The following is a 25929-nucleotide window of genomic DNA, read 5'->3' as shown; positions in this document are numbered from 1 at the left end:
CTAAAACTGTTCTTATATTAAACATTATTACTTGAAATTTCTATTTCAAGAAAGCATGATTTTAGTACTTCATTTAGCTTTTCATGCCCGAAATAATTATATATATCTTTTTTGAAAAGGCTTACTGTATCAATTTCTTTATTTTTTTTTATAGAGTTAATTAAAGCTGTACTTACATTAGAGACATTATTAGAAGTGTGATTATAAAATAATTCATGTTGCATCAACGAGTAAACTTCAGAGTTTTTAGGACCAATGTGTATGATTGGCTTTTTTGCTTTAATTAAATGTGGTAATTTACCTGGTAAAAAAGGTGAAATATGCGATTTAGATTCCAAAATAATATTTATATCTGAAAAGGACTGCATAGCAAAAGCTGCCTTGAAATCAACCTGATTGAGTGTCTTAATGTTCTGTAAGTAAACTTTTTTTACTTTATCGAATTCATTTTCAAAATGGTTAACCCCTCCACCCACAAACCATAAAATCGTATTTTGAGGAATGCTATGTTCTTTTAAACATATAGTAAAAGCTTTGAGTAAGGCAACTGGACTTCTATGTTGAAGTAATGCTCCTGCATGAACTAAATTAATATTATTGCTATTGAAATCTTTGGGTAAATCTGATTCTTTTGCTTCAAGTTGTTCGTCAATCTGATGAGGAATAATTTTGATTTTATTTTCATCAGATGTGTAGTAAGAATACATCCATTCAGCTAATAATCGACTGGGAAAACCAATATATTTTGCTTTTTCAAACACTTGCTGCATGAAAAGTTGTTTTTTGCGATCTCCAGGACCAATCCAATCGTAAGGCCTAGGATAACAATAAAAAGGGTAAGGATCATGAATATACGCCAGCCACTTGTCATGCCAACTAGGAAAATATAATAGTGCTTTATGGGGTCTAAAACTAGCAGCTTTGCTCAAGGTTATAATCAAATCTGGGTCAAAATCAATTTGTTGAAGAGCTTTTTTTATGGAATAAACATCATAATCATGTGTAAAAGAAAAGCCTCTTAATTTTTCAAAAAAAAGATTCAATCTGAGGTTCAAAACTCTTGTAAAAACAATAATAGTTTTAGCTGCCCAGTAATACCAATTCCATTTATTCTCCTCAACCGAAATACAATTAACCCCACTTAATTCTATTTTTTTTCTCGTATAGTGAAGTACGACAACTTTATAACCAGACTTTTCGATATTTTTAATTAATGCTACATTAGCCTTAGCCCCACTACTATCATTTACCTCAATACTATCGGTAAGCACTAAAATTTTTTTCAACTTGTTTTAATTTTAAGCAGGTAATTTACGATTTGTTCTGATGCATTTCCCGATCCGTAGGGGTTGATTTCTCTTTTCAAGACCTTAGGATGATCTAAATAATGATTTGTTTTCTCGCTAATTTTATGAGTATCAGTACCCACCAACTCAGCATAACCTTTTTCAATTCCTTCCATACGTTCGGAAGTGGCACGGGTGACTAAGACCATTTTGCCTAAACTCGGAGCTTCTTCCTGAATGCCCCCTGAATCAGAAATAATAAGATTGCAAGCTTCTAATAAACCTAACATGACGGGGTAGTCTACTGGTGGTATCAAATGAATATTTGAGTACTTACCTAGCTTTTGGTGTACGACATCTTTAACATGCGGATTTAAGTGGACTGGATAGACCAGTTCTACATCATTTCTAGTAGCAATTTGAGCTAAAGATTCACAAATATTGATAAAGCCCTGACCAAAATTCTCACGCCTGTGTCCAGTCACTAAAATCAATTTTTTGTTTTTATCAAGCCTGGATAACAACTTATGCAATTCTTCAGATGGATTAACCCTGGTGATTTCCAATCCCCAGTGCAGTGCATCTACCACGGTGTTGCCTGTCAAAATCACCTCATTCTTTTGGACTCCTTCCTTAAGCAGGTAATCGTTGGCTTTTGGGGTGGGGGCAAAATGTGCATTGGCGATTCGACCTGTAAGCTGGCGGTTGATTTCTTCGGGAAAGGGTGAGTATTTATCATAAGTACGTAAACCTGCTTCCACATGCCCTATCTTGATGCCCCGGTGAAAGGCAGCTAATGCTACCATAGTAGAAGTGGTGGTATCGCCATGTACTAACACCCAGTCAGGTTGTTCTTCTTCAAGCACCTCATCCATCGCTTTAATAATTCGAGCACTTAATTGATTTAAACTTTGATCAGCTTGCATCAGGTTTAAGTCGATATCGGGAATAATCTGAAAAAAATCTAACACCTGATCCAACATCTCTCTGTGTTGAGCAGTCACACAAACTTTTATATGGAAGAAGTCATTTTTTTTGAAAGCCTTTATCACAGGTGCCATTTTTATGGCTTCTGGGCGAGTACCAAAGCAAATTAAAATTTTCATATTTTATTTTTTAGAACGTATACATATTTTAATTGTGGCAAAAAAGCATATCTAAATTTCACATATAACTTTTCTCTTACACCAATGGACTTCGCTCTTCTTAGAGCATTATAAATCGATTCTGATTCTGATTTTTTTCTTAAGCCTAGGAAAAATTTGATGTACTTTTTATTAATTAAAGAATTATCATCTAAACTATTTATAATTGAAATGCATGCAGCTATTTTTGATTTTAGATAAATAGGATTATGACGATAATACCTTGCCGTGTTAGAATTATGGTGTTTTCTGTTGAAATATAGAGTTGAATCTATTTTGAAACCTTCGTAACCACTTATGAGTAATCGATTATACAAGTCCCATTCTTCAGCGTATTGTAAAGTTTCGTCAAACTTATATTCATCAAAAACATATTTTTTCCACATAATAGTACATGAAGCTAAACCTAGGTTCCCTAAAATTGAATCATAAAGATTATTAAGGTCAATTTTGTAACTGATTTCAGTCTTAGAATAATTTTCTATACTTATATCTTCAATTTTTATAAAAGGCTTTTTTGAATAATGCACAAAGTCTATCTCGTTATTTTCTAAAAACCGCACACTTAACTCCAGATTCTGCGGATGCACTATATCATCATCGTCAAAAAAGATAATAAAATCTCCTTTCGCCAAATCCAACCCATAATTTCGGCAACCGGGCAAACCTTTTTGATAGTTATCCGGTCGATTATAATAGGTGAATCTAGAATCTTTAGCTAAAATAGACCTAATAACTTCTTCTGTATTATCTGTCCCACCATCATCAATAATAAGGCACTCCCAATTTGGATAGGTCTGGTTTTGAATGGAAATCAAGGTTTCCTCAATAAGATGCGCCCGGTTATAGGTGGCCATGATTATAGTTACTTTAGGAGCAATCATTTAAATATTTTTTTTAAAAATCGGAATGGCGCAAGAATCATCTCTCCAATTTTAAATTCTAATCGAGTTGTATTTTTAATTTTCTCTACTTCTTCCTGTTCAAGTTTTTGAAGAAAATAATCAATGAATTCCTCATAATGTTGTTTATACAATGATATGTGCTTATTAAAAATATACCTCCATAATTCGTATTTAATTCTATTCGCACTAATTCGCATAGATTGATTTTTTTGACGATAATTAAATAAGGGCTCCTCAATAACAACTGCTTCACCGGATAACTTTAATAGGCGAATGTAAAATTCCCAATCTTCATAACCACTTGTCATTTTTTCATCGTAACCCTCAATATCAATCCAATCAGCTTTAGCAAATAATGAATTTCCGATAGCCGAATTAGAAAACAAAAAGTTTTTTATTGTTCCTCCTTGAGGCTTAAAAATGTCAATAAACCCACGATCATCAAATCGCTTGGCATAACAGGTAATTATTTTATAGTTAGATGCATTTGCTTCTTTCAAAGAGACAGCCTTTTCGCAAAAAGTTGGTTCGAAAAAGTCATCAGAATCCAGGACTAAAATATATTCTCCATTTGCGAAGGCTATTCCCGCATTTCTTGCTGCACTTAGTCCTTGGTTTGATTGGGATATTATTTTAGTTACACCAGTGGATAACTCCGCAAGGACAGATTTTGTTCCATGATTTGATCCATCATCAACTATAATAATTTCTTTGTTCTGATAGGTTTGGGCTATTGCCGATTTAACCGCTTCTCTAATATAAACAGGATCGTTGTAACATGGAATAACAATTGAAATTTTCTTCATTTCACTTATGTAAATACATTTTTGTTAAAAGGACATACCCAGTGCCTTTCTTTTTATTGAAACCTATAATACGATACAAGAACATCAAAACCAATAAGATTACTTCTTTAAAACCTATGATATTACTTTTTATACCCAGATATAAAAGTTTCACAAAATATTTCTCTGAATTATATACAAATATCTTTGAAAACATAATTTTATTAAACAATAATTTGAAATTCTCATTAGTACTATTATGCTTGTAAGCAAATTTCAAATAATTATCTAGCTGTATCTTTTTCTTTTTTTTTCTTTGGTTCTTGTTAAACTCTTTCCTATAAAAACAATCAGCTTCTAAATTGAACGCTGTTATAACATTTTTGCATACTTTTAAAGCTCTTAAATGTAAATCTGGATCTTCCAGTAATTGTAATGTCTCATCAAACCCCCCAAGTTCAACTAAAAAAGATTTTGGCCATACGGGGCAAGTTACTGCAAATGGGTAATTCCCTTTACTGAACTCCTTATAATAAAAAGATTTATCATCATCACTTGTATCTGAGAGCACATTAAATAATTTACGAGATTGATCTAGGTTATTAAATATTTCCATCTTAAATATCCATAAGTCAAACTCCTTATGTTCTAAAACAAAATGCATTCGTTGATTTAAACAAACAGGACTCAACAAATCATCTGCATCTAAAAAAACAATATATTTTCCCATAGCTTTTTCCAAGCCATAATTTCTACAAGAGGATGCACCTTTGACAAAATTCTCAGGACGTTTATATAAGGTGAACCGCCTATCTCTATTCTCGAAATCTTGCGCTATCTTCTGGGATGAATCAGTACTACCATCATCGACAATTATGCATTCCCACAATTGGAATTCCTGCCAAAAAACACTTTCTAATGTTTCAACAAAATAAGCCGCCTTATTAAACACGGGAATAATAATTGAAACTAAAGGCATCACTATAGATCTACTTTTAAGGATTGTTTGATAAGTAAAGCTTTAATAGGACTTCTACTCTTCTTATACTTTAATGCAATCACCAACAAGAAACAAATTTTGATAGCGTCTAAAATCTTATACGATTCTGCAACTAAGAAAATATTTTTAATTATCCTGTAACTTAAGACTATTTCATGGTGTTTTAAAACTTGAAAAAACATAGCGATGAGATTTTTATAGTAATAATCAATAATCTCTTGATCCCTTAAAAAAATTCCTCTTTTTAAATTTTCAATACATATTATCATTTTAGATTCAATATAATCTTTTCTAAAACTTTTATTCATAAAAGTTTTTGTATCGCTGTGTTGCCTATACAAAAACAAAGGCTTCTTAATTACTACATAATCTGATTCAGGTAATTTAAAAAACAATCTGCTAAAAAATTCTGTCTCCTGACCTCGGCTAATTCCTATTTTAAACAAATTTTTGTCAGTTAACCAAATTTTCTTGAACATTACAGAATTTGTAATAATCTGAAAATTCCATAAAACATAATCTTTAAAAATATTATCTTTTATTTCTAAAATCATTTCTTTTTTTTCTGTGAATGTGTTTGAAAACAAATATCCCCCTGATATAATTAGTTTACATTCACCAAAAAACGATTTGATTTTTGATTTTATAAATTCCTCTAACATCAAATCATCATCGTCAAACCAATTCACATACTCCCCCCTACTCAACTCAAATCCATAATTACGACAAGCATTTGCTCCTTTGGGTCGGTCTGAAGGACGGTGATGGTATTGAAAACGAGAATCTTTTTTGACATAAGCCTCAACGATCTCATCGGTATTATCACTTGAACCATCATCCACAATGATACATTCCCAGTTTTGATACGTCTGCACCAACACCGAGTCCAGCGTCTCCCCAATAAGGTGGGCACGGTTGTAGGTAGGAATAATAACAGAAACAAGTGGCTCCTTATTTTTTATATGTAACAACTGGATAAGCGTTTTTTTAATTAATTATGAAAATTAAGGAAAATTTGAAGGTAATTCATTTAATGAATTTATCTATACAATTTAAAACGTCTTCATTTAGCAATGAAATTGATTTTTGTTTGTTAGAATGTGGTAAATCTATTTTGTTAATTGATTTGAGATTAACAAATTTCTTTAATCTATTGAACTCTTCTTTCTGTCTTTGTTTATCAGTAATGTCAATTACTAAAAAATTATTAGTGCTTCTATTGAAATATTTTTTTAGTTTATTTTCATAATTAATTTTATGCTCAATTAAATTTTCTATGATAAATAATGATTTAAACCTCCAATCACTATGACTTAATTCTGACTTATTAAAGTCAACAGTTTTGGTGTCCTTCTCCCAGCCTGCATGCTTTAGTTTTGAAATTATCCATTTTTTTGTATCTCTAGTTTGAAGTATAAAAAAAGCACCTGGAAATTTTTTTCTGAGTCTGTCGACATCAAATTCGTTTATACCATCAAAATGACTCCCCCCATCAGAGAAAAAATCATATTTATTTAATTTATCTTCATCATATTCCCAATCTACAGAATGTATTGCATAAAATCCGTATTGTTTAAATAAATTAGATAATGTTGTTGTACCTGTTTTATGAAGACCAACACAAAATACTTTCTTTTTTCTTTGAGTTTTGTTTAAGAAACCATTGATTTTAAAATTCAATTTTTTAATTATTCCCATTTTAAATTTTCTTTAAGTTCCATCTCGTCTTTTGATATTCTCAAGTTCCTTAAACAGTTAACTTTTTCTTGTTTACTAAACACTATTCTTTACTAAAGTTTACTTCATATGAGTTAAAGTATAGCTGGAATCTAATACTATACCGATACTTTTTAACCAATACTTACTTTTATATATTTAAGTTTGTTAATCGAGATAATTAGGTTGCCTCTTTTTATTCGTCTCTATACTTTTTTCTATTTCTGGGATGATCCGATCAATCAACTGCAAATAGGCCTTAAGACCTTTTATCGCTGGTTTATTTTGAAGTATTCTGGCTTTTAAAAGTTGACGCTTTATTTTTTTTTTATAGTTGAATAGTTTGATTTCATCATAGTTATTAATATTCCCATAGGTTAACTTCAGATGTCGTTCCTGGCGATCAAAATAGGTTTTAGAATAAATATCTGACTTCGCTTTAATTCTGTCTTCCCTGTCGTGGACCATGAACGTATTAGACAAAACTCCAATCTTAAAGTTATGATAGTTTACCCGCTGACAATAATTATCATCTTCTCCATAATGAAAAAAGATAGGATCAAACCCTCCTACTGTCATTAGGCATTGCTTACTAATCAGCCACCCCGCAGCATTTACAAAAGGAAGTTCGTAAACGTCTTGCAATGGCCGTCCTAAAACGTGATCGGAATAAAAAGCAGGATTAGAATCAAACCGAACATAATTTGAAAAATTACGATCTAAGCGAGTGGCTTCAGCATTGGTATGTATGGCGCTTAAAATTCCAAATTTTGAATTATTCTTTTGAAAATGAATCAGCTGTTCTAAAGCATCATCAACTAAATAAGCATCTTGGTTGAGCAAAAAGATATGTTCAGCTCCCTGATTTAAAGCATAGGATATCCCTACATTATTACCTTGTCCAAAGCCCAGATTTTTGTTTTGAGGCAACAAAGTAACCTTCGGATAGTTGGATTGTATATGATTAATGGTTTGATCTGTTGATGCATTGTCCACCACTAATACAGGATAGTCTCCTGTGCTTTGCAGGCAGTGGTCTATCCAAGGCATGGCATTGTAAGTGACTATGATGATGGCAATTTTCATGTAAGCATTCGCTTTATTTTATTTAAAACTCTTTTTTTAAATTGAGGAAAAGGGTGATGCTTCAAATATAAATGTTTTCTAATTTTGGGATGCAAGAGTTTAAAGTAGTGCTTGTATAGTATTTGCTCATACAATTTGTAGTCATTAATATCTTGATTTCTATTGACATTTGTAGCCTGGTTTTGATGCAACCTGAATTTAATCAATGGCTCATTGATAATCGCAATGGGATGTTTTTTCAAGATACGATACCAGTATTCATAATCCAGAATTTGTTTTAACTCTTCATTAAAATAACCTACCTCATCAAGTATACTTTTTCTAAATAGCACAGTACTGGGTTCTCCTATTTTGTTTTTAGGGTCTGTCATGAAAATTTCTGATTTAAAAATGTCTTTTGTTAGGATAAAAACTCCATCTGAAGGAGTGTATCCCTTTTGTAAATCACCATATTTATCAAACCACTCTTTTGTGACATTATTATTAACATTATCCTCAATAATAAAACTTCGTTTGGAAGCAACAAGACCTATATTTGTATTTGTTTCCATCACTTTTACCATTTTGTGCAGACACTCTTTTTCCATGACATCGTCTTGAAACAAAAATTTGATATATTTCCCTTTTATATGTTTCAAGCTGTTGTTCCAATTAGCACCAACGCCGTGAGGGGTATTATGGAAAATATAAACGGGAAAACGGGAGTGTTCTTTAAACGCTTGAACCATTTTTAAAGTGTTGTCGCTGGATGCATCATCGCTTATAATCACTTCAAAATCTCTAAAACTTTGAATACTGATAGAATCTAAAGCTTCCTGAAGATAGTCTGCGCCGTTATAGGTTGGGATGCAAATGGATACTTTTGGATTTAGCATTAGTTAAAAATTGATTTTAACTTTTTGAAAGCCTTCATTTTTAATCCATTTATAAGCTGCTTATATGTTAAGTCATCATTTTTTTTTATAAGTTTTTGACTAGTAGAATCTAAGAAAAATTGATATATAGTATTTCGTATAGATGGCGTTATTGTAAGCATGGTTAAAGATTCTAAATCTAGCTGATCCTTAAATCGTTTAAGAAATGAACGTATTCTGTATAGTAGTATTTGATTAACCTTCTCACTAAATAGATTAGTTTTTATCAATAAAGCAAAGGTATAAACTGTTTTCATATTCCTTTCGTAAGCAGTCTTATTGCTCCAAATCCCTGAACCTAATCTGTAAACTGTCATCTTTTCGTTAATATATCCAATTTTGCCATTCTTGGCTAAAAGCATATATAAAAAAAAATCTCCTATTGGCGAAAGTCTAAATTCATTTGGAAAATCTAAATTTTGACCTTTAAACATTACCGATGGGGTATGTATATAATTTCCCTTTTCAGCTAAGTCTGTGATCATTTCATGGTCTTTAGGCACTTTTGTTATATTATCTTCTATTAACTCTCCTTTGGACAATAAAACCACTTTATGAAAACACATGACATACTCTTCATTCCCCTCCAAAAAATCCACTTGCTTTTGCAACTTTAACGGATTCGTCCAGTAATCGTCCCCTTCGCAAAGGGCGATATATTTGCCTTGGGCTAAATATAAATTGTAAAGAAAATTAAATCGACCCGTAGGTTGTCCACCAATCTTTATGTTATTTTCTCTATGATGAAGAAATAATCTGATTTTATCTGGAAATCGATTGGCATAATCCATACAAATTTCACGGGTTCCATCGGTTGAGGCATCTTCTCCTAATAGGATTTCGTAGTTGAAATCTGTTTTCTGCATTAAAATGCCATCCAGACATTGCTCGATATAATTGACATGCTGATAAGTTTGAATACAGACCGAAACAACTGGATTTTGAATAATTTGATTGTTATTTTCAATAACCTTCTTATGCTCGTATGTTTTCTTAAACTCTGTTATATCCATTTGAAATCTTGATTAAGAATCTTAAAATCTAAATCTTCTTTAATTTCTTTCTCAATGTAACTAGGTAATGTTTTTTTCCAACCCATATCGTCTGTCTTTTGCTTAAATACATCATAAGGATCTTCCGCTTCAGTGGAAGTTGATTGTTTTATAAAAATATCGGTTCGTTCCGAATAATCCAGATCGCAAAATTTAAAAAGTTGTTTAGTTTCCAATACTGTATTTGATAACAAATCATCATAATTGATGAGATAAAATTGATCTGGATATTCTCTTTTCAATCTTAAAAAAAGAAAGCTGACTTCTTTCCATTTATTATAACCGAAAAAATGAGTGCTTTTGTCTTTATTCTTAAGTAATGCATGTTTCCACTCTTCTTTGACGCTCCAAATGGGATCAAATTCTTTTGGAATATTAATCCACGAGTTTATAACAGCAAAAGGAGATCTTACTAAACCTATTATTTTTGTATCAGAAGTTTTCAATAAATTTTCAATCACATTTAAATAGTGTGTTTCTTTAAAAAATAAGGTGGACTCTTTATGCTTATCAAAATTCAAATTCCTTTTCCCCCCGCTAATACTCAACTTTCCGTTTACAAATTCATCCTTGCTGAGATATAGCTTATAAAAAAAATCATTTATTTTTTCAATTTTTGAATCCTCTTTTAATTGTGGTTTAAAAGTATAGGCGAAATTAGGTTGGAATCTATAGGCTACTTCAGGCGAAGTATTTATAATTTCTCCTAACCATGATGAACCTGATCTTGGTACTGAAAACAGAGCTAAATTATTCATTGTGAAATGATTCTATAATTTCGACAATATGATTCATATCACTTTTATTGTACCTCTGATCTATAGGTAAGCATACTAAATTTTCTACCAGCTTATTTTCAACTGATGCTTTATCACTTTTCCATTTTAAAACATTAGCCCAATAGGTTGGCACATAAATATCATGACTTATGAGATAATTTTTCAAACTTGCACCTTTATTTATTAGCAAAGGATAGCATAAAGGTACAGAATCAGAGTTACTATTTAAATGATCCAGTTTTAAATCATTAGATTCTGAAAACTTTTCTTGGAATAAATTATAATTTTCGACACGAGTTTGCCTCACTTTCGAAAAATCAACGTTTCTAAGAAGTGATTTTGTTAATTTTGACATCTTTCCTAAATGTAATTCTTTAAGTTCTTTTTCACTTTTAAGGTATGAATCATAACTCTTTGAGGCACCAAATTCTAATCTATCAATTAAATGATTTTTCGTATAAGTAGTATGGGGTAACTCTTTATAAAAATCATTTTTATTTACTGATGAGCCATATAGAAACCCTCCATCAGGTACACCGAAAAACTTTCGAACTGAATTGAATGTAGGAGTGTTTTTTTCTGGTTTATAATAAAATGCTTGAGATGAATCGATTAAAACAAATTGCGTTTCTCTTAAAACCTGTTTTACCTTCTTTAAATTTAAACCAAAGTAATTGTTATATATTAAAAGTGTTTTTTTATTAAAAACATTAAGATTAACTAAAGGATTAAATTCTAAATCAATTGAATAAAACCTAAATTCTAAACCCGAGGATTTTATAGCGCTTAAAACTGAGTCGCAAGTATAGTAAGGCAAATAAACAGTCTTATAGTTAGACTGCTTTAAAAAGAATTTCAATGCATTAGAACCATTATTTAGTGCTAGTGCATCATCATGATATAAATCACCGCCTTTGTTTAATTCTAATTCAAAAAACCCACCTATTTCTCTCATAAAAGCTCAAAATCATTTAACATCTTTTGACAAGAATTTTTATCATTGAACATTAATATATCTATAATAGAAAGGTTGGTAACAAAATTATTTTCAAATTGCTTGTAAGGTTTAATATTAGGTTTTAAAAATTGCAGTTCAATTCCTAAATTTTGAAAATAAATCTTACTGTATAAATCCTGTCCTCCTAGGGAATTAATATATCGGGAAGCCTTTAATTGTTTGCATATTCCTATCAATCGTTCTTCTTTAAAATAATTTTCTGATTTTCTAAAGTCTTCAGAAGACCTATAAAATTTTGTTGTTATATCCAAAAAATTACAAATGCTCAAATTGCTATCTATAGCAAGTTTTGAAATATTAGTTTCTTTATCAACTTTTAATACTTCTTCAACTAAAGGATAAACTTCGTCAAAATGCGGTGCTTTAACATAAGTTTGTTCTATGGTTTTTAAAAATTTGTGTTTCCACTTAGCAAAAAGATTTAAATTAATTTTCGTTTCATTTATAGGCCTAAAAGAACTTGGCTTTTCTAATGGAATGGTAAATTTTAGCGATTTACCTTTATTTAATATTTGATTTCGATTAATCCAACCCTGTTTAATAAAATTGACATCATCGTAGAAAACAAACTCATCCACGGCCTTAATCAACTGAAAATAGCCGATATAAGGAAATATATAAGGTTGCATGACTGCTATCGATTTGTTACCGCTAATCATTATTAATAATTAGAGTGATTACTTTTAAGTTTTCGTTGCTCAAACTATCATAAATCGGCAAACACAACACCCGCTTAGCTATATAATCAGCTATAGGACATTGTAAAGATTGAATATAAGGCAAATCTTCCAGACTTGGATAAAAGTAACGCCTTGGAAAAATATCCTGTGCCTTCAACCTTGTCTTAATCTTTAAGAGTTGTGATTCACTTTTAAAAATGACTGGATAATAGCTGTAATTCCACTGAGCACCTTCTCTGAGTTTCAGTTTATTCAACGCATTAAAATCCAGATGTTTATCATAATGCCTGCAGACGCGCTGGCGCTCAGTCATGATATGGTCCATATACGGCAACACACTTAAACCCATGGCTGCCTGGAGCTCACTCATTTTGGCATTAAGTCCTAAACCTCGATATTTTTCCGGGCCATCATGTCCGAAATTATGTCGGTACCACATCTTTTGTCTAGTAGTTTCATCCTGGCAAAATAATGCACCACCTTCTCCTGTATGAAACAGCTTAGTCGCATGAAAACTACAGGTACTTACATCTCCATAATTAAAAATAGACTGGCCATTGTATCTGACCCCAAAACAATGCGCCGCATCGTAGATTACTTTCAGCTTATGTTTTTTGGCAATGGCCTCAATGTCTTCTACTGCACAGGGATTTCCATACACGTGAGTGGCAAGAATAGACGTCGTTTTATCTGTGATAGCCGCTTCTATTTTAGTTTCATCAATCGTTAAATACTCAGGGTGGATATCCACAAAGACAGGGGTACATTTTTCCCAAACAATGGTTGCCGTCGTCGCCACATAGCTAAAGGGTGTGGTGATAATTTCTCCGCCATTTCCAAAGGCATTTAATGCTATCTGTAGCGGTAAAGTCCCATTGGTCATGGGGATGATATGATTCACCCCTAAGTAATCCTGTAACTTTTGAGACAGTTCTTTATACAACTCCCCGTTATTTGTCAGCCACCGGTTCTTCCAAATACGTTCCAATTGTCTTTGATAATCTTCAATCGGGGGGAAAAAAGTTTTGGTGACGGTGATCATATATTTTCCACTGAGTAATTTTTATCAAACTTTCCGCCTTTCTTAATAAAGACAAATTCACAAAGCCATAATACTTTATTAGAAAATGGTCGGTTAATATCTGTAATGTCGAATAATTTAAATCCTTTTTCATCAAGATAATTACTCATTATTATAGCAGAATTTTTTATTCTTCCATTCATTATTCCCACTTCTACCATAATGATTTCAACATTATTCAAAAGGTTGTTCGCCCCTTCCAAAACTTCTAAATCTAGACCTTCTGCATCAATTTTTAAAATAGAAGGTGTTTTTAAATTATTTTCCTTTACAAAAGATTCAAGTTTTACTATTGGTGCTTTTATTTGTTTAAATCCTCTGTTTTGTGCCTCTTGCTCTGAAAAACTAAATGTACAACTATCATCCCTATCATGCATTGTGAAATTTAACTCATCATTTACATTACCTACTCCCACTGAAAATAAATGTATATTTTTATGTTTCTTAAAAAGTAAATCAAGATCCGTTTTTAAGTTAATTTGAGGTTCAAACAAATAGAACGTGGCATCAGGAAAATATTTCAAACACTCCTTAGTCCAAGTACCTTTATTTGCACCAATATCATAAATTGTCTCCGGATAATAATTAAGGTTGATTAAAATAGTGAAAAAATTGTCCAACAAATTATTTTTAGCATAAGTATTTGATTTATAATCTTTTTTATTTAGTGCTAATTGATTATAATTTTTAAAGGTTATTATTTCATAACCTAACTTATTTGCTATTTTCTTAATTAAATTTTTAAATATTCTTTTCATTAATAATATCTTATATCAATTAATTTTGAATCCATTAAAAATGGTGTCCATATTTGCTTATCATGCTCCATTTGTATTGAAATAGCTTTGTGGATTTTATAATAAACATTATAACCAAAATCTTCTGATGCAGTGAAAGTTATATTATAGATACCTTTTGATAAATAAATATTTTTTAGTTGAAAAGTAAACGTAATCTCATCCTGGTTTTCAATAATATTCAAATCTTGGTTTTCTGGCAATACCTCAGCAATACCTCTTTGTTCTTTATCATAAATTGCCAAAGAAATAAACGGTATATTTGACAGGTTCTTATTTTGAATTTTGAATTTCAAGTTAATCGTATTTCCCCAAGGAATATGATAAATTTTATTTGTTGGAATAACCCCATCGACCCAAGCTTTTTTTAATTCAATTGAATTATCCGAGAAAACGATCTGTGAATTTTCATTTGTTGAAAATTTATTGTAGTACAAGTCAATTCCACTTGATACATTCTGCCCTTGAAATTTTGCGACTCCTTTTTCTAATAAAATAATCTGATTACAAATCCGCGACACCATGGGCATAGAGTGCGAGACAAAAACAATGGCCGTATTGGGGAGGATGGTATCAATCTTCTTAAAACATTTTAAAACAAAACCCAAATCGCCCACCGCCAACACCTCATCAATAATCAGTACGTCAGGTTCCATCTGTGCCGCCACGGCAAAGCCCAGGCGCACCTTCATCCCACTGCTGTAGTTTTGTACCGGCATATCGATAAACTCGCGTATCTCGGCAAAGTCTATGATTTCTTCTACCTTAGAGTCAATCTCCTTTCGCGTAAACCCGAGTATAGCACCGTTGTTATAGATGTTTTCTCTACCGCTTAATATGGGATTAAAGCCGGCCCCGAGTTCGATGAGCGCACTTACGCGTCCTCGCATCACTACCTTGCCCTCATCGGGATTGATAAGGCCGTTCAGTATTTTAAGCAGAGTAGATTTACCCGCGCCGTTATGGCCTATAAGGCCTAAGCATTCCCCGCGTTTCAACGTAAAACTGATGTCTTTGACCGCCCAGAATTCCTTGGGTCTTAACTCGCGTTTTTCTTTGTTGCCCGAGTAGCCGGCTACCAAATCCTGCACCCCATACCATAGACTGGTTTTTAGATCTTTACAGAATTTTTTGGACAGCCCGGTCACCTCCACCAGGGTCTCTTTGGGTTCTGAAACGTCTTTATTTATTTGGCTGGTGGTCTCTTGCTCCATCATTGGTTTAGGCACTTAAACGTTCAACAAAAATAGGAATCGATATCCGGTAAAATACCAAAGCTAACAGAAATAAGGGTATGCTGGCCCCAAATATGATCAAAAAGTAAGTGGTGTATTCTAAAGGTAGCCCTAAAGCTAAATTTCGTCCTACCACCACTATGGGCGTTAAAGGGTTGTATTGCATGAGCGTCCGCATCACTCCGGTCTCCGGAATGCTGTAGACCACCGGGGTGATATACATCAAAAACTGCATGCTAAAGCTGATGATTTTGGACACATCGGTATACAACATGCCTATGGGCGTGAGCAGCAAACCTATGGTATTGCCAACCAAAATAGCCCCCAGCATGGCAAATGGAAATAAGAGCAGTCCCCAGCTAAGGCCCACCCCATAACTGAATATAAAAATAAAGAGTAAGATGACTTTTATAGAGGTATTAAAAAGCAGTTTGAGTATTCCCGACATGATCAGGGCTTCTTTAGGAAAATTAATTTTAGACATGATGCCTTTACCGCTATTGGTACTTTGAATCGGCGAGGTAATGGATGCGGTAATGATAGACCATAATAGTGCCCCCGCAAATACATACACAGGATAAGGCACACCGGTATCCGTAATTTTTACCGTTCCGCTGGAATTCAAAAACATCCAGACAAAGGCGGTGGCCAGGGGCGGCGCAAATGCCCAGAGTATGCCCAGGTAGGACTGACGGTACTGGGCGGTGATATCGCGTTTAGCCAGCTGAAAGGCTAAAAACCGGGACTTGTTCAAATCCCGTAGACTTTCTTTTAAGAGTTTTGGAATATTCCGGTTGGTTTCCTTTTGATAAATGCGCGTCTGCATCATTGGCGTATAATCTGTTAACTAAAGGCGTAAGATAAAGCAAATGCTTACATTATCTAACTTATTTTAAAACAAAAGACACCTGAAATTTTGGTTTAAATTAGATTTTTTGTTTTCATGATGTAATGACTCAGTTACAACACAAATCTACATGTTTTACCGGAAATGGAGGTGAGTTGGCAGGTTTTAATTGGAGTTAGTAGTCGGTAGTCAGTAGTCGGTGTTCATGCTTCGTTTATTCGAATATTCGGCGTGGCTTCGCCACTAATCGTATAATCGGCAGAGCGGTGTAGTTGGTAGGTTGTAGGGAGTAGGTTGTAGGATATAGGAGATGTAAATCTGAAATAACAGATTTGAAATTTGACATTCGGTGTTCAGTACTCAGTAGTAAGTAGTAAGTATTCGGTATTTTTTGAATTAAGAGCCAAGGGCTAATGTTCGGTGAAGAGTGATGCGGTGATGTGGTGATACGGTGAAATTTGTTATTCCAATATTCGTTATGTTTTGAATCAAGAGCCAGGAGAAAGCAGTCATGGTTCGTGGTTCCTGATTCGTGGTTCCTGATTCGTGGTTCCTGATTCGTGCTTCGCCTATTCGAATATTCGGCAACACTAAAAGCGTAGGCTCCGAAATCTAGTAAGTATTTGAAAAAACAGGAAGGGGCAGAGCCCTACAATCTTATTAGTATAATAGACAGAAAAGAAAACAGAGGGGCAGCGCCCTGACATCTGAATTATTGTGATTTGCCCAAAGTTAAGATGCCAGGGCTAACGCCCATTTATGCGGATATCGGGGTTGACGGACTTACGAAGATACCAGGGCTAACGCCCCTTCAAAAAATTACAAGATTCAGGAGCCACGTGGCAGAATCAACGGTCGACAGTCAATGATGATGGTGGCTGAGCCTGCCTTCCAAGGAATCGCAGGCAGGTGATTTTTGAAAAAAAATCGTGTCGAAGCCACAGTAGGTGGTAGGTTGTAGGATTTAGGGAGTAGGTTTTAGGTTGTAGGATATAAGAGATATAAATTTGAAATAACAGATTTGAAATTTGACATTCGGTGTTCGGTATTCAGTATTCGTTATGTTTTGAACGTTGTATGGAGACGTTTTTATATAAAATATTGATTGTCGATATCATGTTTCAAGTTCGAGCCTTTCTATTCATCAAGACAGGCTCCGTCGAGAACCATTCACATCTCGACTCCGCTCGATGCTAAAACATATATTAAAAGTCATTTTGCATTAAATAAAATTAAAAATTTCCAAAGACTTAAATCGAAATTCCTCTCGATACAGACTTGTTATTAATACTCAACTGTCATGTTTCATGCTTCGCATATTCACATTTTCGGCGTGGCTCTGCCACTAATCGAGTAATCGGCAGCACGCTGTTGCTAAGTCCCCATTACACGATTACTCGACTACACGAATACTCGATTACTCGATTACTCGAATACACGAAAAACAAAACTGTTAACAAACCCCGACTAAATCTAAAATAAAACAAAGGTCTCCACGATAAAGTTTACCTTTGCCTTAGAATAAAAACCAATGAATAAAGAGATCAAAGTCCTGGAATTGGGGCAGCGCGATTATAAAGAAACCTGGGATTTTCAGGAGGAATTGTTCCAGAAGGTGCTTAATATAAAAATTCAAAACCGACGGGAATCCAGCGATGTGCCTACCGAAAACCACCTGATTTTCGTCGAGCATCCCCACGTGTACACCCTGGGCAAAAGCGGGGATTTATCCAATTTGCTGCTGGATGAACAGCAGCTGGCCGAAAAAGGAGCGACCTTCTACAAAATCAATCGCGGAGGGGACATCACTTACCATGGACCGGGTCAGGTGGTAGGCTATCCCATTTTAGATCTTGAAAATTTCTTTACCGACATTCATAAATACCTCCGATTTCTGGAAGAAATGGTGATTCTCACCCTGGCCGAATACGGCCTGAAAGCCGAGCGCAGCGAAGGTGAAACAGGCGTCTGGCTGGATGTAGGCACTCCCTTTGCCCGAAAAATATGCGCCATGGGCGTTCGGGCGTCCCGCTGGGTGACCATGCACGGATTTGCCTTTAATGTGAATGCTGATTTAGGTTACTTTGACAACATCGTGCCCTGCGGTATCAAGGACAAATCAGTGACCTCCCTCAATGTGGAACTCGGTAAAGCTGAAATTCCTGTGGAGGAAGTCAAAGCTAAACTCAAAAAACATTTTGCTCAGCTTTTTGAAGCCAAACTCACGGAGTCTTAAAGCGCTTTGTTATAAATCAAAACCGCATTAGCATCTCCTTTTACAATGAAGCTTAAAGCATTAGGAGCCCGCAGGTCCAACTCGATTTGTGAGTTTCCAAAGACAGGAAATCCGGTAACCAGCTCAGCCTGCTCGTCGAAAAGGTAGACTTTGTCCGCCTGCTGATCGACAATGCTGAAATAAGTTCTGTTAGCCTGCTCGTGGATTTGCGGAGGCAGATACAAGCCATAATCCAAAGTTTTAGTCACGCCGTTGATACTCAGTTTATTTTCTGAAAAAGTCACCACGTGTTTCGGACTTACCGCGATAAAATGATTATCAGATAAGTTTGTAGCTGTGGTCTTCACCGCTCCGCTCTGGGAGATTTCTATGCGGTTGCCTTCTGAATTTGTTCCTACAAAACTCGAGTTATGCAACCCCCAGGCATTGCCCGACGTGGAAATTTTTTGTTTGGGTCTGACACGCACCTCCCCTGTCCTGCTCAAAATGTTAAGCCCCTGCTCGTTTTCGACCAGGATGTAGTCCTTTCTACCGATGCGGATGTGTTGTGGGGTGCGAAGCATGTCGCCTTTGGACTTAAAATCAAAGCCCTTCACCAGTTTCCCTTCTTTGTTGTACATCAGGACCTCATCGCCCTGAACCACTACAAATCTGTATTTGCCGTTGTTATCGTAATCGAAAATCGCCAGACCTTTGGAGATAAACTCTTTAAATTCCAAAGGAAAAGGAGCTACAGAATTCCCGTTCTTGTCGATCACATACAGCTTATTCTGAGTGGTAAACGCCATCTGCAACCTGGTGTTCCTATAAATATCGAAGGTGAGTATCTCCCCCACTATTCGGCTGTCCAGCGGCTTTGTCCAGATCGTCTTTCCGTCTTTAGCGATGAGATGCAAGGTATTGGTCTCATCCTGAACAACGATGTCTTTTTGCCGTGTTCTCCAGTTGGTAAACAAAGAAGGCTCGGTGGCGATAGTATGGTCGAGTTTAATGCGTTTGACCTGAATGGCTTCATCCGCTCCGGCTTCAGATTGGGTTTTGGATAAAATCCCATTGACAAATGCAAAATTATCTTCCTGTGTCGCCTGCATGATGACAGAACTGTACCCCTCCGTATTGAAATTTTTAAGGTTGGGTAAAAACCCCTCTGTTGCAGAGTTCTCAAGCTGACTGGCGATAGCTTCCAGTTGTCCGCCCCAGACCATGTGCGCCGAAGTACTCATCTTATCTACGGCATCCTGAAATGAAGACGACTCACTTAAAACCGACCGGTTATTGATGTTAATCAATACATTTTCCAGGACCTCCTGATCTTTGGCAAACAGGAAGTGGCTGTCATACACCGTAAAGACTGAAAATTTAGGATTGGATAATAAGGGTGAAAAATCAGCAAACACATTTGCAGACTGAAAGCTGTAGATGGTTTGGTTTCTGAAAGCAGTCTCCTGTTGCACCCTGGTCGATAAGGAATCCAAAGTTCTGGTGACGTTCGCGCTTATCATATCGTAAACCAAAGCTCCGTTTTCCAGCTCCATAACTCCTACCTGTTTGCTGTCTTCAAATATGAATTTGAAAGGAGAGGTCGTGATATAGTTTTGTTCCGCTCTGTTTTCCTGAAGTGTTTCAAAGTCAGAAAACGTAAGACTTAAAAATCCGGTAGCATTGACGGGGGTCACTTCATGAAGGCGAAAAGCAGAAGGTGAGGTCCCGCTGAATAAATCGAGTTTCTTGGAGGCTTTATCGCTTAAAATCGCTCCCGACCAGGTATAGGTTCCTTTGGAAACCTCCAGGTCGATGCTTAACCATTTGCCCAGCCCTTTTAGCGATTCAGCATTAAGGGTGTTGAACTCATTTTTATACAGATAATCGGCTTCCTCAAGATTGATAAAAGCTGAGGTTTCTCCGGTTGCTGCTTTATGGGCTTTGTAAAAGAGATCATCGAACTTAAATTGGTTGTTGTGCGCTCTAATCACGTTTTCGATAATCAACTTGGATTCTGAAGAAATCCTTACGTTCTCAAGGCGTGTTGAAAAGAAGGTCGCCTGATCTAATTCAAACTTTGAAATCACTTTGCCGGCATAGTCTATTTTCGTCTGCTTTTTAAGCTGAATGGAATCCAGTTGTAAGTGTTTGTCTTCGATAATCAGTGAAGTGGCGAGTTCTCGTTCCCCGATGGGAGTGACAGCCAAAAAGCCTTGAGCATCCAGATCGAAATAACTGGTAAATTTGAAATTATCCTGTATCTCTTCAAAAACAGCTAAGGACGCATTGTTCTGAAACAAGTCTGTCGCCGTTAACTCTTCGATAGACTGAGAAAGGTTTTCGGATTCTAAAATCAAAACCGACCTGGAAGGGATAAAATCTATGAGTTTTCCCTGAACTTTGTCTGAATCGAAATCACATGAACTTAAGACTAATAAAAAACAAATCATTATAAAAAGTGGACGCATAAACTGAATAATTTCTAAACGCAAAATTAGGTTGAAAATAGGAATCTAAGCCTATTAAAGCTTTTGGTTTATAATTTTAATTCGATTTGCTCCGGTAATTGTTTGAAACTTCGTCTGTGGTATTTCGTCAGTCCGTAGGTTTGAATGGCTTTGCGATGGGCTTTGGTGGGATAGCCCTTGTTTTGAGCCCAGCCATACATCGGAAATTCTTTGTCTATTTTTTTCATAAAGGCATCTCTGGCGGTTTTGGCCAGAATAGAGGCTGCCGCAATGCTGAGAAATTTAGAATCCCCTTTGATGATGCATTCGTGTCTGATTTTTTTATAAGGCTTAAACCGATTTCCATCCACCAGAATCAGTTCCGGACAGGGCTTTAGTTTCTGAATCGAGGTGTGCATCGCCAGAATAGAGGCATTCAGAATATTGATCTCATCGATAATGCCCATATCGATATGGGATATGCCAAAACTCACACAGCTGTCTTTTAAGATCTCTTCCAAAAAATCGCGTTTTCGGGAGGTGAGAAGCTTGGAATCGTTGAGGATATCATTTTGAAAATCTGCAGGCAGAATTACAGCGGCGGCTGTCACAGGACCAGCCAGGCACCCACGACCGGCTTCGTCTGTTCCACATTCTAAGCAGTTATCCTGATAATTGAGTTGAAGCATAATTAAATTCAGTAACAAAAATATAAATTCTAAGATTCTTAATTGAATTATGAAGGACATTAAAACCTAAGTAAACTAAAAATGATACTTTTGCTCACGTTTTAAAACCGCAAATGAAGTCCGTATTTTATATTTTCTTTATCCTCTTTTTCACGACCTGGTCGCAGGCCCAGGATTTAAAACTGCAGAGAAGTGAAATTCCCCAAGATCGCAATAATCAGCGTGGAGAAACGACGAGGTCTGTCAAAGACGATCGTGAAAAACCTCATATTTCCAAGTACAAAATTATCAGCATAAGCAACGATACCACTTATGTAGATACCACTTTAAACATTCGAAAAGACTACAAGTATAACTATTTGAGAAAAGATGCTTTTGAACTCTTGCCGTTTTCCAATGTAGGCAGGCCTTATACCGAACTGGGCTATGCATTTCATGATTTGCAGGCTTTGCCTCGCTTTGGTGCGAGAGCCAAGCATTTCAATTACCTGGAAGTGGAAGACATCCCTTATTATGAAGTGCCGACCCCGCTGACCGAACTTTATTTTAAAACTGTTTTTGAACAGGGACAAACCCTGGATGCCCTCTTTACCACCAACCTAAAACCCAACCTGAACCTTTCCATAGCTTACAAGGGCCTGCGGTCACTGGGGAATTACAGGAGGGAGTTGACAAGTACGGGGAACTTACGACTTGGCTTGAATTACAGAACCAAAAATAACCGCTATTTTATCAGGTCGCATTTTGCCACACAGGATATCCTGAACCAGGAAAACGGTGGGCTTACAGATCGCTCTTACCAGCAGTTTTTAGATAAAATTGAAGAAATTCAAAATCGAGCTACCGCTGAAGTCAGGCTGGAAGATGCCGAAACTCAAATGGACGCCAAGCGGTTTTATGTCAACCAGTATTACAACATTCGTCCTGGAAATGACTCCACTCAAAACGGACAAATTCGTCTGAACCATATCCTGGACTTCACCGACAAGGAGTATAAATTTACACAGGCAAGTTCTACGCCTCAGTTTTTTGGGACACCTTTTGAAAATTCTAACTTAAGTAATGAAGTGGAATATCAAAATGTGGCCAATACCATGATATTGTCTTATCAGCAAAATTACCTGGGTAAAATCGGGTTTAAAGCAAAGCACAACGCCATCAACTACGGCTATAATTCTATTGTCGTTTATGATGCGGGCAGGATTCCCAATCGGTTAAAAACCGATATCATCGGTCTTGGAGGAACTTATGTGAACACCTATAAGGGATTCAAACTTGAAGGCGATGTGACCTATAATATTTCGGGAAATTACGACGGCGGCTACGAAATTCATGCTAAAGCCAGTTCCAGGATTTCGGACTCTCTTCAGTTTTCAGCAAGACTGGATTTGAGTTCTTCTGCTCCCAATTTCAACTGGATTTTGAACCAAAGCGATTACGAAAATTACAACTGGTACAATCCGGATTTTGACAACGTCAATACTCAACATCTGGGAATTGAGGCTGAGTCTGAAGTGTATGGGAAAGTGACAGCTTCCTTCACTCAAATCGACAATCATGCCTATTTTGAGTACCTAAGCACTCCGGAGGGTTCTGCCGTGGACAGTTTACTGACACCACAACAAACTGATTTACAAATAAGATATTTCAAAATAAAAGCTGAAAAGGATTTTCACTACGGGCATTTTAACCTGGCCAACACCCTCATGTATCAAAATGTGCTGGAAGGTGAATCCGTTTTTCCTGTTCCCGAATTTGTGACCAGAAACTCGCTTTATTACGATAATTATTTGTTTGACAAGGCTTTGTACCTTCAAACAGGACTAACGTTCAATTACTTTACCGGTTTTATGAGTAAAGCCTACGACCCTGTTCTTTCAGAATTTGCTATTCAAAATTCCCAGGAGCTCGATGGTTTTTATACGCTTGATTTCTTCCTGAATGCCAAGGTGAGAGAAGCTCGTATATACTTTAAACTAGAAAATTTCACAACGCTTTTGGAAGGGAATTCCAATTTTGCTGCACCAAGACAGCCCTATAGAGATTTTGCCATTCGCTTTGGTCTGGTGTGGAATTTCTTTTTATAAGACCAGCTTTGCCTTTAGTTCTTCTTTTTCTGATTTAGAGAGCAGATTAAGCTCATGTTTCTGCAAGAGCTCTGTCAATGCTTCATTTTTAATATGATAGGAGTGGCAATGCCTGCAATGCAAAATATGAATTTGAACTCGCATCTTTTCCCAAAAACCAGCTTCCGCATACTGTTGTTTATCGCTAAATTCAGCTACTTTCTGACAGGACGTGGGTAAATTTTTTAGTTTCTTAATCTCCATTTTTATGTTTTAAACCAGGAATTATCCAGACAACTGGCTAAAGCCGTTCGTGCTCTGTGGATAATGACCCATAAATTAGACGAAGTAATTCCCATTTCATTACAAATGACTTCGTTGTCATAATCCTGCATGGTTTTCATCTTGAAAATTTCAGCATGTTTAGGATGAATCTTTTCCAGACAGGCTAAAATAGCTTCTCCCAATTCCTTGTTTTCTAGTGAAAAATCTGCAGACGCAGACTGGTTGCCCGAGACCTGTTCTTCCAGCCAGGAGCCCTCCTGATCTTCGCTGGTATAGTCGATTTTAATTTCAGCTTTACCTTTTTTTGAATTGATCTTGCGGTAGTAGTCGATGATTTTCCGGTTCAAAATGGACGTCAGCCATGTTTTTTCGGTAGACCTCCCTTCAAAATTAGCTTTGGATTTCAGTCCCGCCAGAAAAGTCTCGGACACGATATCTTTGGCGACCTCCCTGTCACTCACCTTTGAAAGCGTGAAATACAGAAAGTAATCCCCGTACCTGTCCACCCAAAATTCTGGCTGCAATCTCTCCTTGCTCATCTCAACTTGTTTGACTCAAATGTATTGAAAAAATAATCAAAACATCTTTAAAGAAATAGCCTTAGATTATCGATTTTCGCAACGAATTAAAATTTGCAGCTATGAATCAGGCTAAGTTATTGATTATTGGATTTGTGTGGCCGGAGCCGAATTCTTCTGCCGCCGGAAGCCGGATGATGCAAATTATTGATCTTTTTCTCAAACGAAACTTTGACATCGTATACGCCTCGCCGGCCGGATTTTCGGAGAATGCAGAGAACCTTGAGCAACTCGGAATCCCCCAAAAGCAAATACAGGTCAATAACTCAGATTTTGACGACTTCCTGAAAGAAGAACAACCCACGCATGTGCTCTTCGACCGGTTTATGATGGAAGAGCAGTTTGGCTGGCGAGTTGCCGAGCACTGCCCCGATGCCCTGAGAATACTGGACACCGAAGATCTTCATTTTTTGAGGAAAGCACGACAACAGGCCTACAAGGAAAAGAAATCCTTTAAAAAGAAGTATTTATACACCGACATCGCCAAACGAGAAATCGCTTCCATTCTTCGAAGTGACCTGAGTTTGATCATTTCAAAATCTGAAATGGGCTTGCTGGTGAATGAATTTAAAGTCCACAAAAGCCTGCTCCTTTATCTTCCTTTTTTATTAAAACCTCTAAAAGATAAAGACATAGAAAATCTCCCGGGCTTCGAAGAACGACAACACTTCATCAGCATCGGTAATTTTTTGCACGCCCCCAACTGGGATAAAACCTTATTTTTAAAAGAAGACATCTGGCCGCTCATCAAAAAAGAATTGCCGGAAGCAGAGCTTCATGTCTATGGCGCCTATACCTCCCAAAAAGTCGAGCAGCTTCACAATGCCAAGCAGGGTTTTTTGATAAAAGGACGAGCGCCAAACGCCATAGAGGCGATTAAGCAGGCCCGGGTTTTACTGGGGCCCTTAAGATTCGGCGCGGGACTTAAAGGCAAATTTATAGATGCCATGCAGGCAGGAACACCCTCCATCACAACCACTGTCGGTGCTGAAGGCCTTTGTGGAGACTTGCCCTGGTGTGGCGAAATTGCCAACACCCCCGAAGAGATTGCCCGACAGGCTATACTGCTCTACAAAATGCCTAAACGCTGGAAAATAGGACAAAAAAACGGCTTTAAAATTATCAATCAGCGGTTTCAGCGTCGAGTCTTTGCAGCCAATTTTTTCAAACGGCTTAAAAAACTGGAAAAAGATGTGAATTTACACAGGCAAAAGAATTTTGTGGGTCAGGTTTTAATGCACCATACCACACAAAGTACTAAGTACATGTCTTTGTGGATAGAATCCAAAAACAAAACTTCAACTTAGAAGGCTTTTGATT

At 36.0% G+C, this 25929-nt stretch carries 24 protein-coding genes; 3 read left to right on the top strand and 21 right to left on the bottom strand.

What is annotated here, in order from left to right; all coding sequences use genetic code 11:
• Positions 1-17: 17 nt before the first annotated feature.
• The 17 genes from LB450_RS12405 to LB450_RS12325 form a co-directional block, all read right to left on the bottom strand.
• Entirely contained in the window at positions 18-1286 is a 1269-nt protein-coding gene (locus LB450_RS12405) for a glycosyltransferase family protein (protein WP_224489319.1), read from the bottom strand.
• Complete coding sequence (wecB, locus tag LB450_RS12400) at positions 1283-2392, bottom strand: non-hydrolyzing UDP-N-acetylglucosamine 2-epimerase (RefSeq protein WP_224489317.1); 1110 nt, start codon at positions 2390-2392, stop codon at positions 1283-1285. The genes LB450_RS12405 and wecB overlap by 4 nt, the downstream gene beginning before the upstream one ends.
• The gene (locus LB450_RS12395) at positions 2389-3315 is read right to left on the bottom strand and encodes a glycosyltransferase family 2 protein (protein ID WP_224489315.1); all 927 of its coding nucleotides are present in this window, start codon (positions 3313-3315) and stop codon (positions 2389-2391) included. Before LB450_RS12395 ends, wecB begins: the two co-directional genes overlap by 4 nt.
• Entirely contained in the window at positions 3312-4142 is an 831-nt protein-coding gene (locus tag LB450_RS12390) for a glycosyltransferase family 2 protein (protein WP_224489313.1), read from the bottom strand. The genes LB450_RS12395 and LB450_RS12390 overlap by 4 nt, the downstream gene beginning before the upstream one ends.
• Position 4143: 1 nt before the next feature.
• Entirely contained in the window at positions 4144-5100 is a 957-nt protein-coding gene (locus LB450_RS12385) for a glycosyltransferase family 2 protein (protein WP_224489311.1), read from the bottom strand.
• Positions 5101-5102: 2 nt separating this feature from the next.
• Positions 5103-6092 carry a glycosyltransferase family 2 protein gene (locus LB450_RS12380; protein WP_224489310.1) on the bottom strand — a complete coding sequence of 330 codons (990 nt, stop codon included), beginning with the start codon at positions 6090-6092 and terminating at the stop codon, positions 5103-5105.
• A gap of 55 nt (positions 6093-6147) precedes the next feature.
• Positions 6148-6819, bottom strand: coding sequence for a sulfotransferase (locus LB450_RS12375; protein ID WP_224489308.1), 672 nt, complete (start codon positions 6817-6819; stop codon positions 6148-6150).
• Positions 6820-7005: 186 nt separating this feature from the next.
• Complete coding sequence (locus LB450_RS12370) at positions 7006-7923, bottom strand: glycosyltransferase family 2 protein (protein WP_224489307.1); 918 nt, start codon at positions 7921-7923, stop codon at positions 7006-7008.
• Positions 7920-8798, bottom strand: coding sequence for a glycosyltransferase family 2 protein (locus tag LB450_RS12365; protein ID WP_224489305.1), 879 nt, complete (start codon positions 8796-8798; stop codon positions 7920-7922). The genes LB450_RS12370 and LB450_RS12365 overlap by 4 nt, the downstream gene beginning before the upstream one ends.
• On the bottom strand, positions 8798-9850 hold the full coding sequence (locus LB450_RS12360) for a glycosyltransferase family 2 protein (protein ID WP_224489304.1): 1053 nt from the start codon (positions 9848-9850) through the stop codon (positions 8798-8800). Before LB450_RS12360 ends, LB450_RS12365 begins: the two co-directional genes overlap by 1 nt.
• Positions 9841-10647 (bottom strand): sulfotransferase domain-containing protein, encoded by an 807-nt coding sequence (locus LB450_RS12355; RefSeq protein WP_224489302.1) that lies wholly within the window; start codon positions 10645-10647, stop codon positions 9841-9843. The genes LB450_RS12360 and LB450_RS12355 overlap by 10 nt, the downstream gene beginning before the upstream one ends.
• Positions 10640-11623, bottom strand: a complete 984-nt coding sequence (locus tag LB450_RS12350; protein ID WP_224489295.1) for a hypothetical protein — start codon at positions 11621-11623, stop codon at positions 10640-10642. The genes LB450_RS12355 and LB450_RS12350 overlap by 8 nt, the downstream gene beginning before the upstream one ends.
• The gene (locus LB450_RS12345; protein WP_224489293.1) at positions 11620-12315 is read right to left on the bottom strand and encodes a WbqC family protein; all 696 of its coding nucleotides are present in this window, start codon (positions 12313-12315) and stop codon (positions 11620-11622) included. Before LB450_RS12345 ends, LB450_RS12350 begins: the two co-directional genes overlap by 4 nt.
• Before the next feature lie 22 nt (positions 12316-12337).
• Positions 12338-13408 carry a DegT/DnrJ/EryC1/StrS family aminotransferase gene (locus LB450_RS12340; RefSeq protein ID WP_224489291.1) on the bottom strand — a complete coding sequence of 357 codons (1071 nt, stop codon included), beginning with the start codon at positions 13406-13408 and terminating at the stop codon, positions 12338-12340.
• Positions 13405-14205, bottom strand: coding sequence for an FkbM family methyltransferase (locus LB450_RS12335; RefSeq protein WP_224489289.1), 801 nt, complete (start codon positions 14203-14205; stop codon positions 13405-13407). The genes LB450_RS12340 and LB450_RS12335 overlap by 4 nt, the downstream gene beginning before the upstream one ends.
• The gene (locus tag LB450_RS12330) at positions 14205-15461 is read right to left on the bottom strand and encodes an ABC transporter ATP-binding protein (protein WP_224489287.1); all 1257 of its coding nucleotides are present in this window, start codon (positions 15459-15461) and stop codon (positions 14205-14207) included. The genes LB450_RS12335 and LB450_RS12330 overlap by 1 nt, the downstream gene beginning before the upstream one ends.
• Positions 15462-15465: 4 nt before the next feature.
• Positions 15466-16308, bottom strand: coding sequence for an ABC transporter permease (locus LB450_RS12325; protein ID WP_224489285.1), 843 nt, complete (start codon positions 16306-16308; stop codon positions 15466-15468).
• Between the two features lie 1549 nt (positions 16309-17857).
• On the opposite strand from LB450_RS12325, the gene lipB reads away from it, so the two are divergent.
• Entirely contained in the window at positions 17858-18562 is a 705-nt protein-coding gene (gene lipB / locus LB450_RS12320; RefSeq protein ID WP_224489283.1) for a lipoyl(octanoyl) transferase LipB, read from the top strand.
• On the opposite strand, the gene LB450_RS12315 is transcribed toward lipB, so the two are convergent.
• Positions 18559-21012, bottom strand: coding sequence for a hypothetical protein (locus LB450_RS12315; protein ID WP_224489281.1), 2454 nt, complete (start codon positions 21010-21012; stop codon positions 18559-18561). The two genes, lipB and LB450_RS12315, sit on opposite strands and share 4 nt — an antisense overlap.
• A gap of 68 nt (positions 21013-21080) precedes the next feature.
• A complete protein-coding gene (locus LB450_RS12310; RefSeq protein ID WP_224489280.1) occupies positions 21081-21680 on the bottom strand; it encodes a ribonuclease HII in 600 nt (199 codons plus the stop codon).
• 113 nt (positions 21681-21793) lie between these two features.
• On the opposite strand from LB450_RS12310, the gene LB450_RS12305 reads away from it, so the two are divergent.
• Positions 21794-23767: a putative porin gene (locus LB450_RS12305; RefSeq protein ID WP_224489278.1), complete on the top strand. Its 1974-nt coding sequence runs from the start codon at positions 21794-21796 to the stop codon at positions 23765-23767.
• On the opposite strand, the gene LB450_RS12300 is transcribed toward LB450_RS12305, so the two are convergent.
• Both LB450_RS12300 and LB450_RS12295 read right to left on the bottom strand, forming a co-directional pair.
• On the bottom strand, positions 23762-24010 hold the full coding sequence (locus LB450_RS12300) for a hypothetical protein (protein WP_224489271.1): 249 nt from the start codon (positions 24008-24010) through the stop codon (positions 23762-23764). The genes LB450_RS12305 and LB450_RS12300 overlap by 6 nt on opposite strands.
• Before the next feature lie 2 nt (positions 24011-24012).
• Positions 24013-24570, bottom strand: coding sequence for a sigma-70 family RNA polymerase sigma factor (locus LB450_RS12295; RefSeq protein WP_224489269.1), 558 nt, complete (start codon positions 24568-24570; stop codon positions 24013-24015).
• A gap of 101 nt (positions 24571-24671) precedes the next feature.
• Here LB450_RS12295 and LB450_RS12290 point away from each other — a divergent pair, with 101 nt between their 5' ends.
• Positions 24672-25916 carry a glycosyltransferase gene (locus LB450_RS12290; RefSeq protein ID WP_224489267.1) on the top strand — a complete coding sequence of 415 codons (1245 nt, stop codon included), beginning with the start codon at positions 24672-24674 and terminating at the stop codon, positions 25914-25916.
• Positions 25917-25929 lie beyond the last annotated feature (13 nt).

Source organism: Psychroflexus curvus, from assembly GCF_020164585.1.
GTDB classification, from domain to species: Bacteria; Bacteroidota; Bacteroidia; order Flavobacteriales; family Flavobacteriaceae; genus Psychroflexus; species Psychroflexus curvus.
Note: the sequence above shows the minus strand (reverse complement) of the source record. Positions and strands in the feature narration are given on the sequence as shown.

Coding starts and splice junctions, on each gene's coding strand:
- LB450_RS12315 (WP_224489281.1), bottom strand. CDS start 21,012: ATGCGTCCACTTTTTATAATGATTTGTTTTTTATTAGTCTTAAGTTCA.
- LB450_RS12390 (WP_224489313.1), bottom strand. CDS start 4,142: ATGAAGAAAATTTCAATTGTTATTCCATGTTACAACGATCCTGTTTAT.
- LB450_RS12300 (WP_224489271.1), bottom strand. CDS start 24,010: ATGGAGATTAAGAAACTAAAAAATTTACCCACGTCCTGTCAGAAAGTA.
- LB450_RS12355 (WP_224489302.1), bottom strand. CDS start 10,647: ATGAATAATTTAGCTCTGTTTTCAGTACCAAGATCAGGTTCATCATGG.
- LB450_RS12305 (WP_224489278.1), top strand. CDS start 21,794: ATGAAGTCCGTATTTTATATTTTCTTTATCCTCTTTTTCACGACCTGG.
- LB450_RS12335 (WP_224489289.1), bottom strand. CDS start 14,205: ATGAAAAGAATATTTAAAAATTTAATTAAGAAAATAGCAAATAAGTTA.
- LB450_RS12370 (WP_224489307.1), bottom strand. CDS start 7,923: ATGAAAATTGCCATCATCATAGTCACTTACAATGCCATGCCTTGGATA.
- lipB (WP_224489283.1), top strand. CDS start 17,858: ATGAATAAAGAGATCAAAGTCCTGGAATTGGGGCAGCGCGATTATAAA.
- LB450_RS12385 (WP_224489311.1), bottom strand. CDS start 5,100: ATGCCTTTAGTTTCAATTATTATTCCCGTGTTTAATAAGGCGGCTTAT.
- wecB (WP_224489317.1), bottom strand. CDS start 2,392: ATGAAAATTTTAATTTGCTTTGGTACTCGCCCAGAAGCCATAAAAATG.
- LB450_RS12375 (WP_224489308.1), bottom strand. CDS start 6,819: ATGGGAATAATTAAAAAATTGAATTTTAAAATCAATGGTTTCTTAAAC.
- LB450_RS12325 (WP_224489285.1), bottom strand. CDS start 16,308: ATGATGCAGACGCGCATTTATCAAAAGGAAACCAACCGGAATATTCCA.
- LB450_RS12310 (WP_224489280.1), bottom strand. CDS start 21,680: ATGCTTCAACTCAATTATCAGGATAACTGCTTAGAATGTGGAACAGAC.
- LB450_RS12365 (WP_224489305.1), bottom strand. CDS start 8,798: ATGCTAAATCCAAAAGTATCCATTTGCATCCCAACCTATAACGGCGCA.
- LB450_RS12330 (WP_224489287.1), bottom strand. CDS start 15,461: ATGATGGAGCAAGAGACCACCAGCCAAATAAATAAAGACGTTTCAGAA.
- LB450_RS12395 (WP_224489315.1), bottom strand. CDS start 3,315: ATGATTGCTCCTAAAGTAACTATAATCATGGCCACCTATAACCGGGCG.
- LB450_RS12340 (WP_224489291.1), bottom strand. CDS start 13,408: ATGATCACCGTCACCAAAACTTTTTTCCCCCCGATTGAAGATTATCAA.
- LB450_RS12345 (WP_224489293.1), bottom strand. CDS start 12,315: ATGCAACCTTATATATTTCCTTATATCGGCTATTTTCAGTTGATTAAG.
- LB450_RS12360 (WP_224489304.1), bottom strand. CDS start 9,850: ATGGATATAACAGAGTTTAAGAAAACATACGAGCATAAGAAGGTTATT.
- LB450_RS12290 (WP_224489267.1), top strand. CDS start 24,672: ATGAATCAGGCTAAGTTATTGATTATTGGATTTGTGTGGCCGGAGCCG.
- LB450_RS12350 (WP_224489295.1), bottom strand. CDS start 11,623: ATGAGAGAAATAGGTGGGTTTTTTGAATTAGAATTAAACAAAGGCGGT.
- LB450_RS12295 (WP_224489269.1), bottom strand. CDS start 24,570: ATGAGCAAGGAGAGATTGCAGCCAGAATTTTGGGTGGACAGGTACGGG.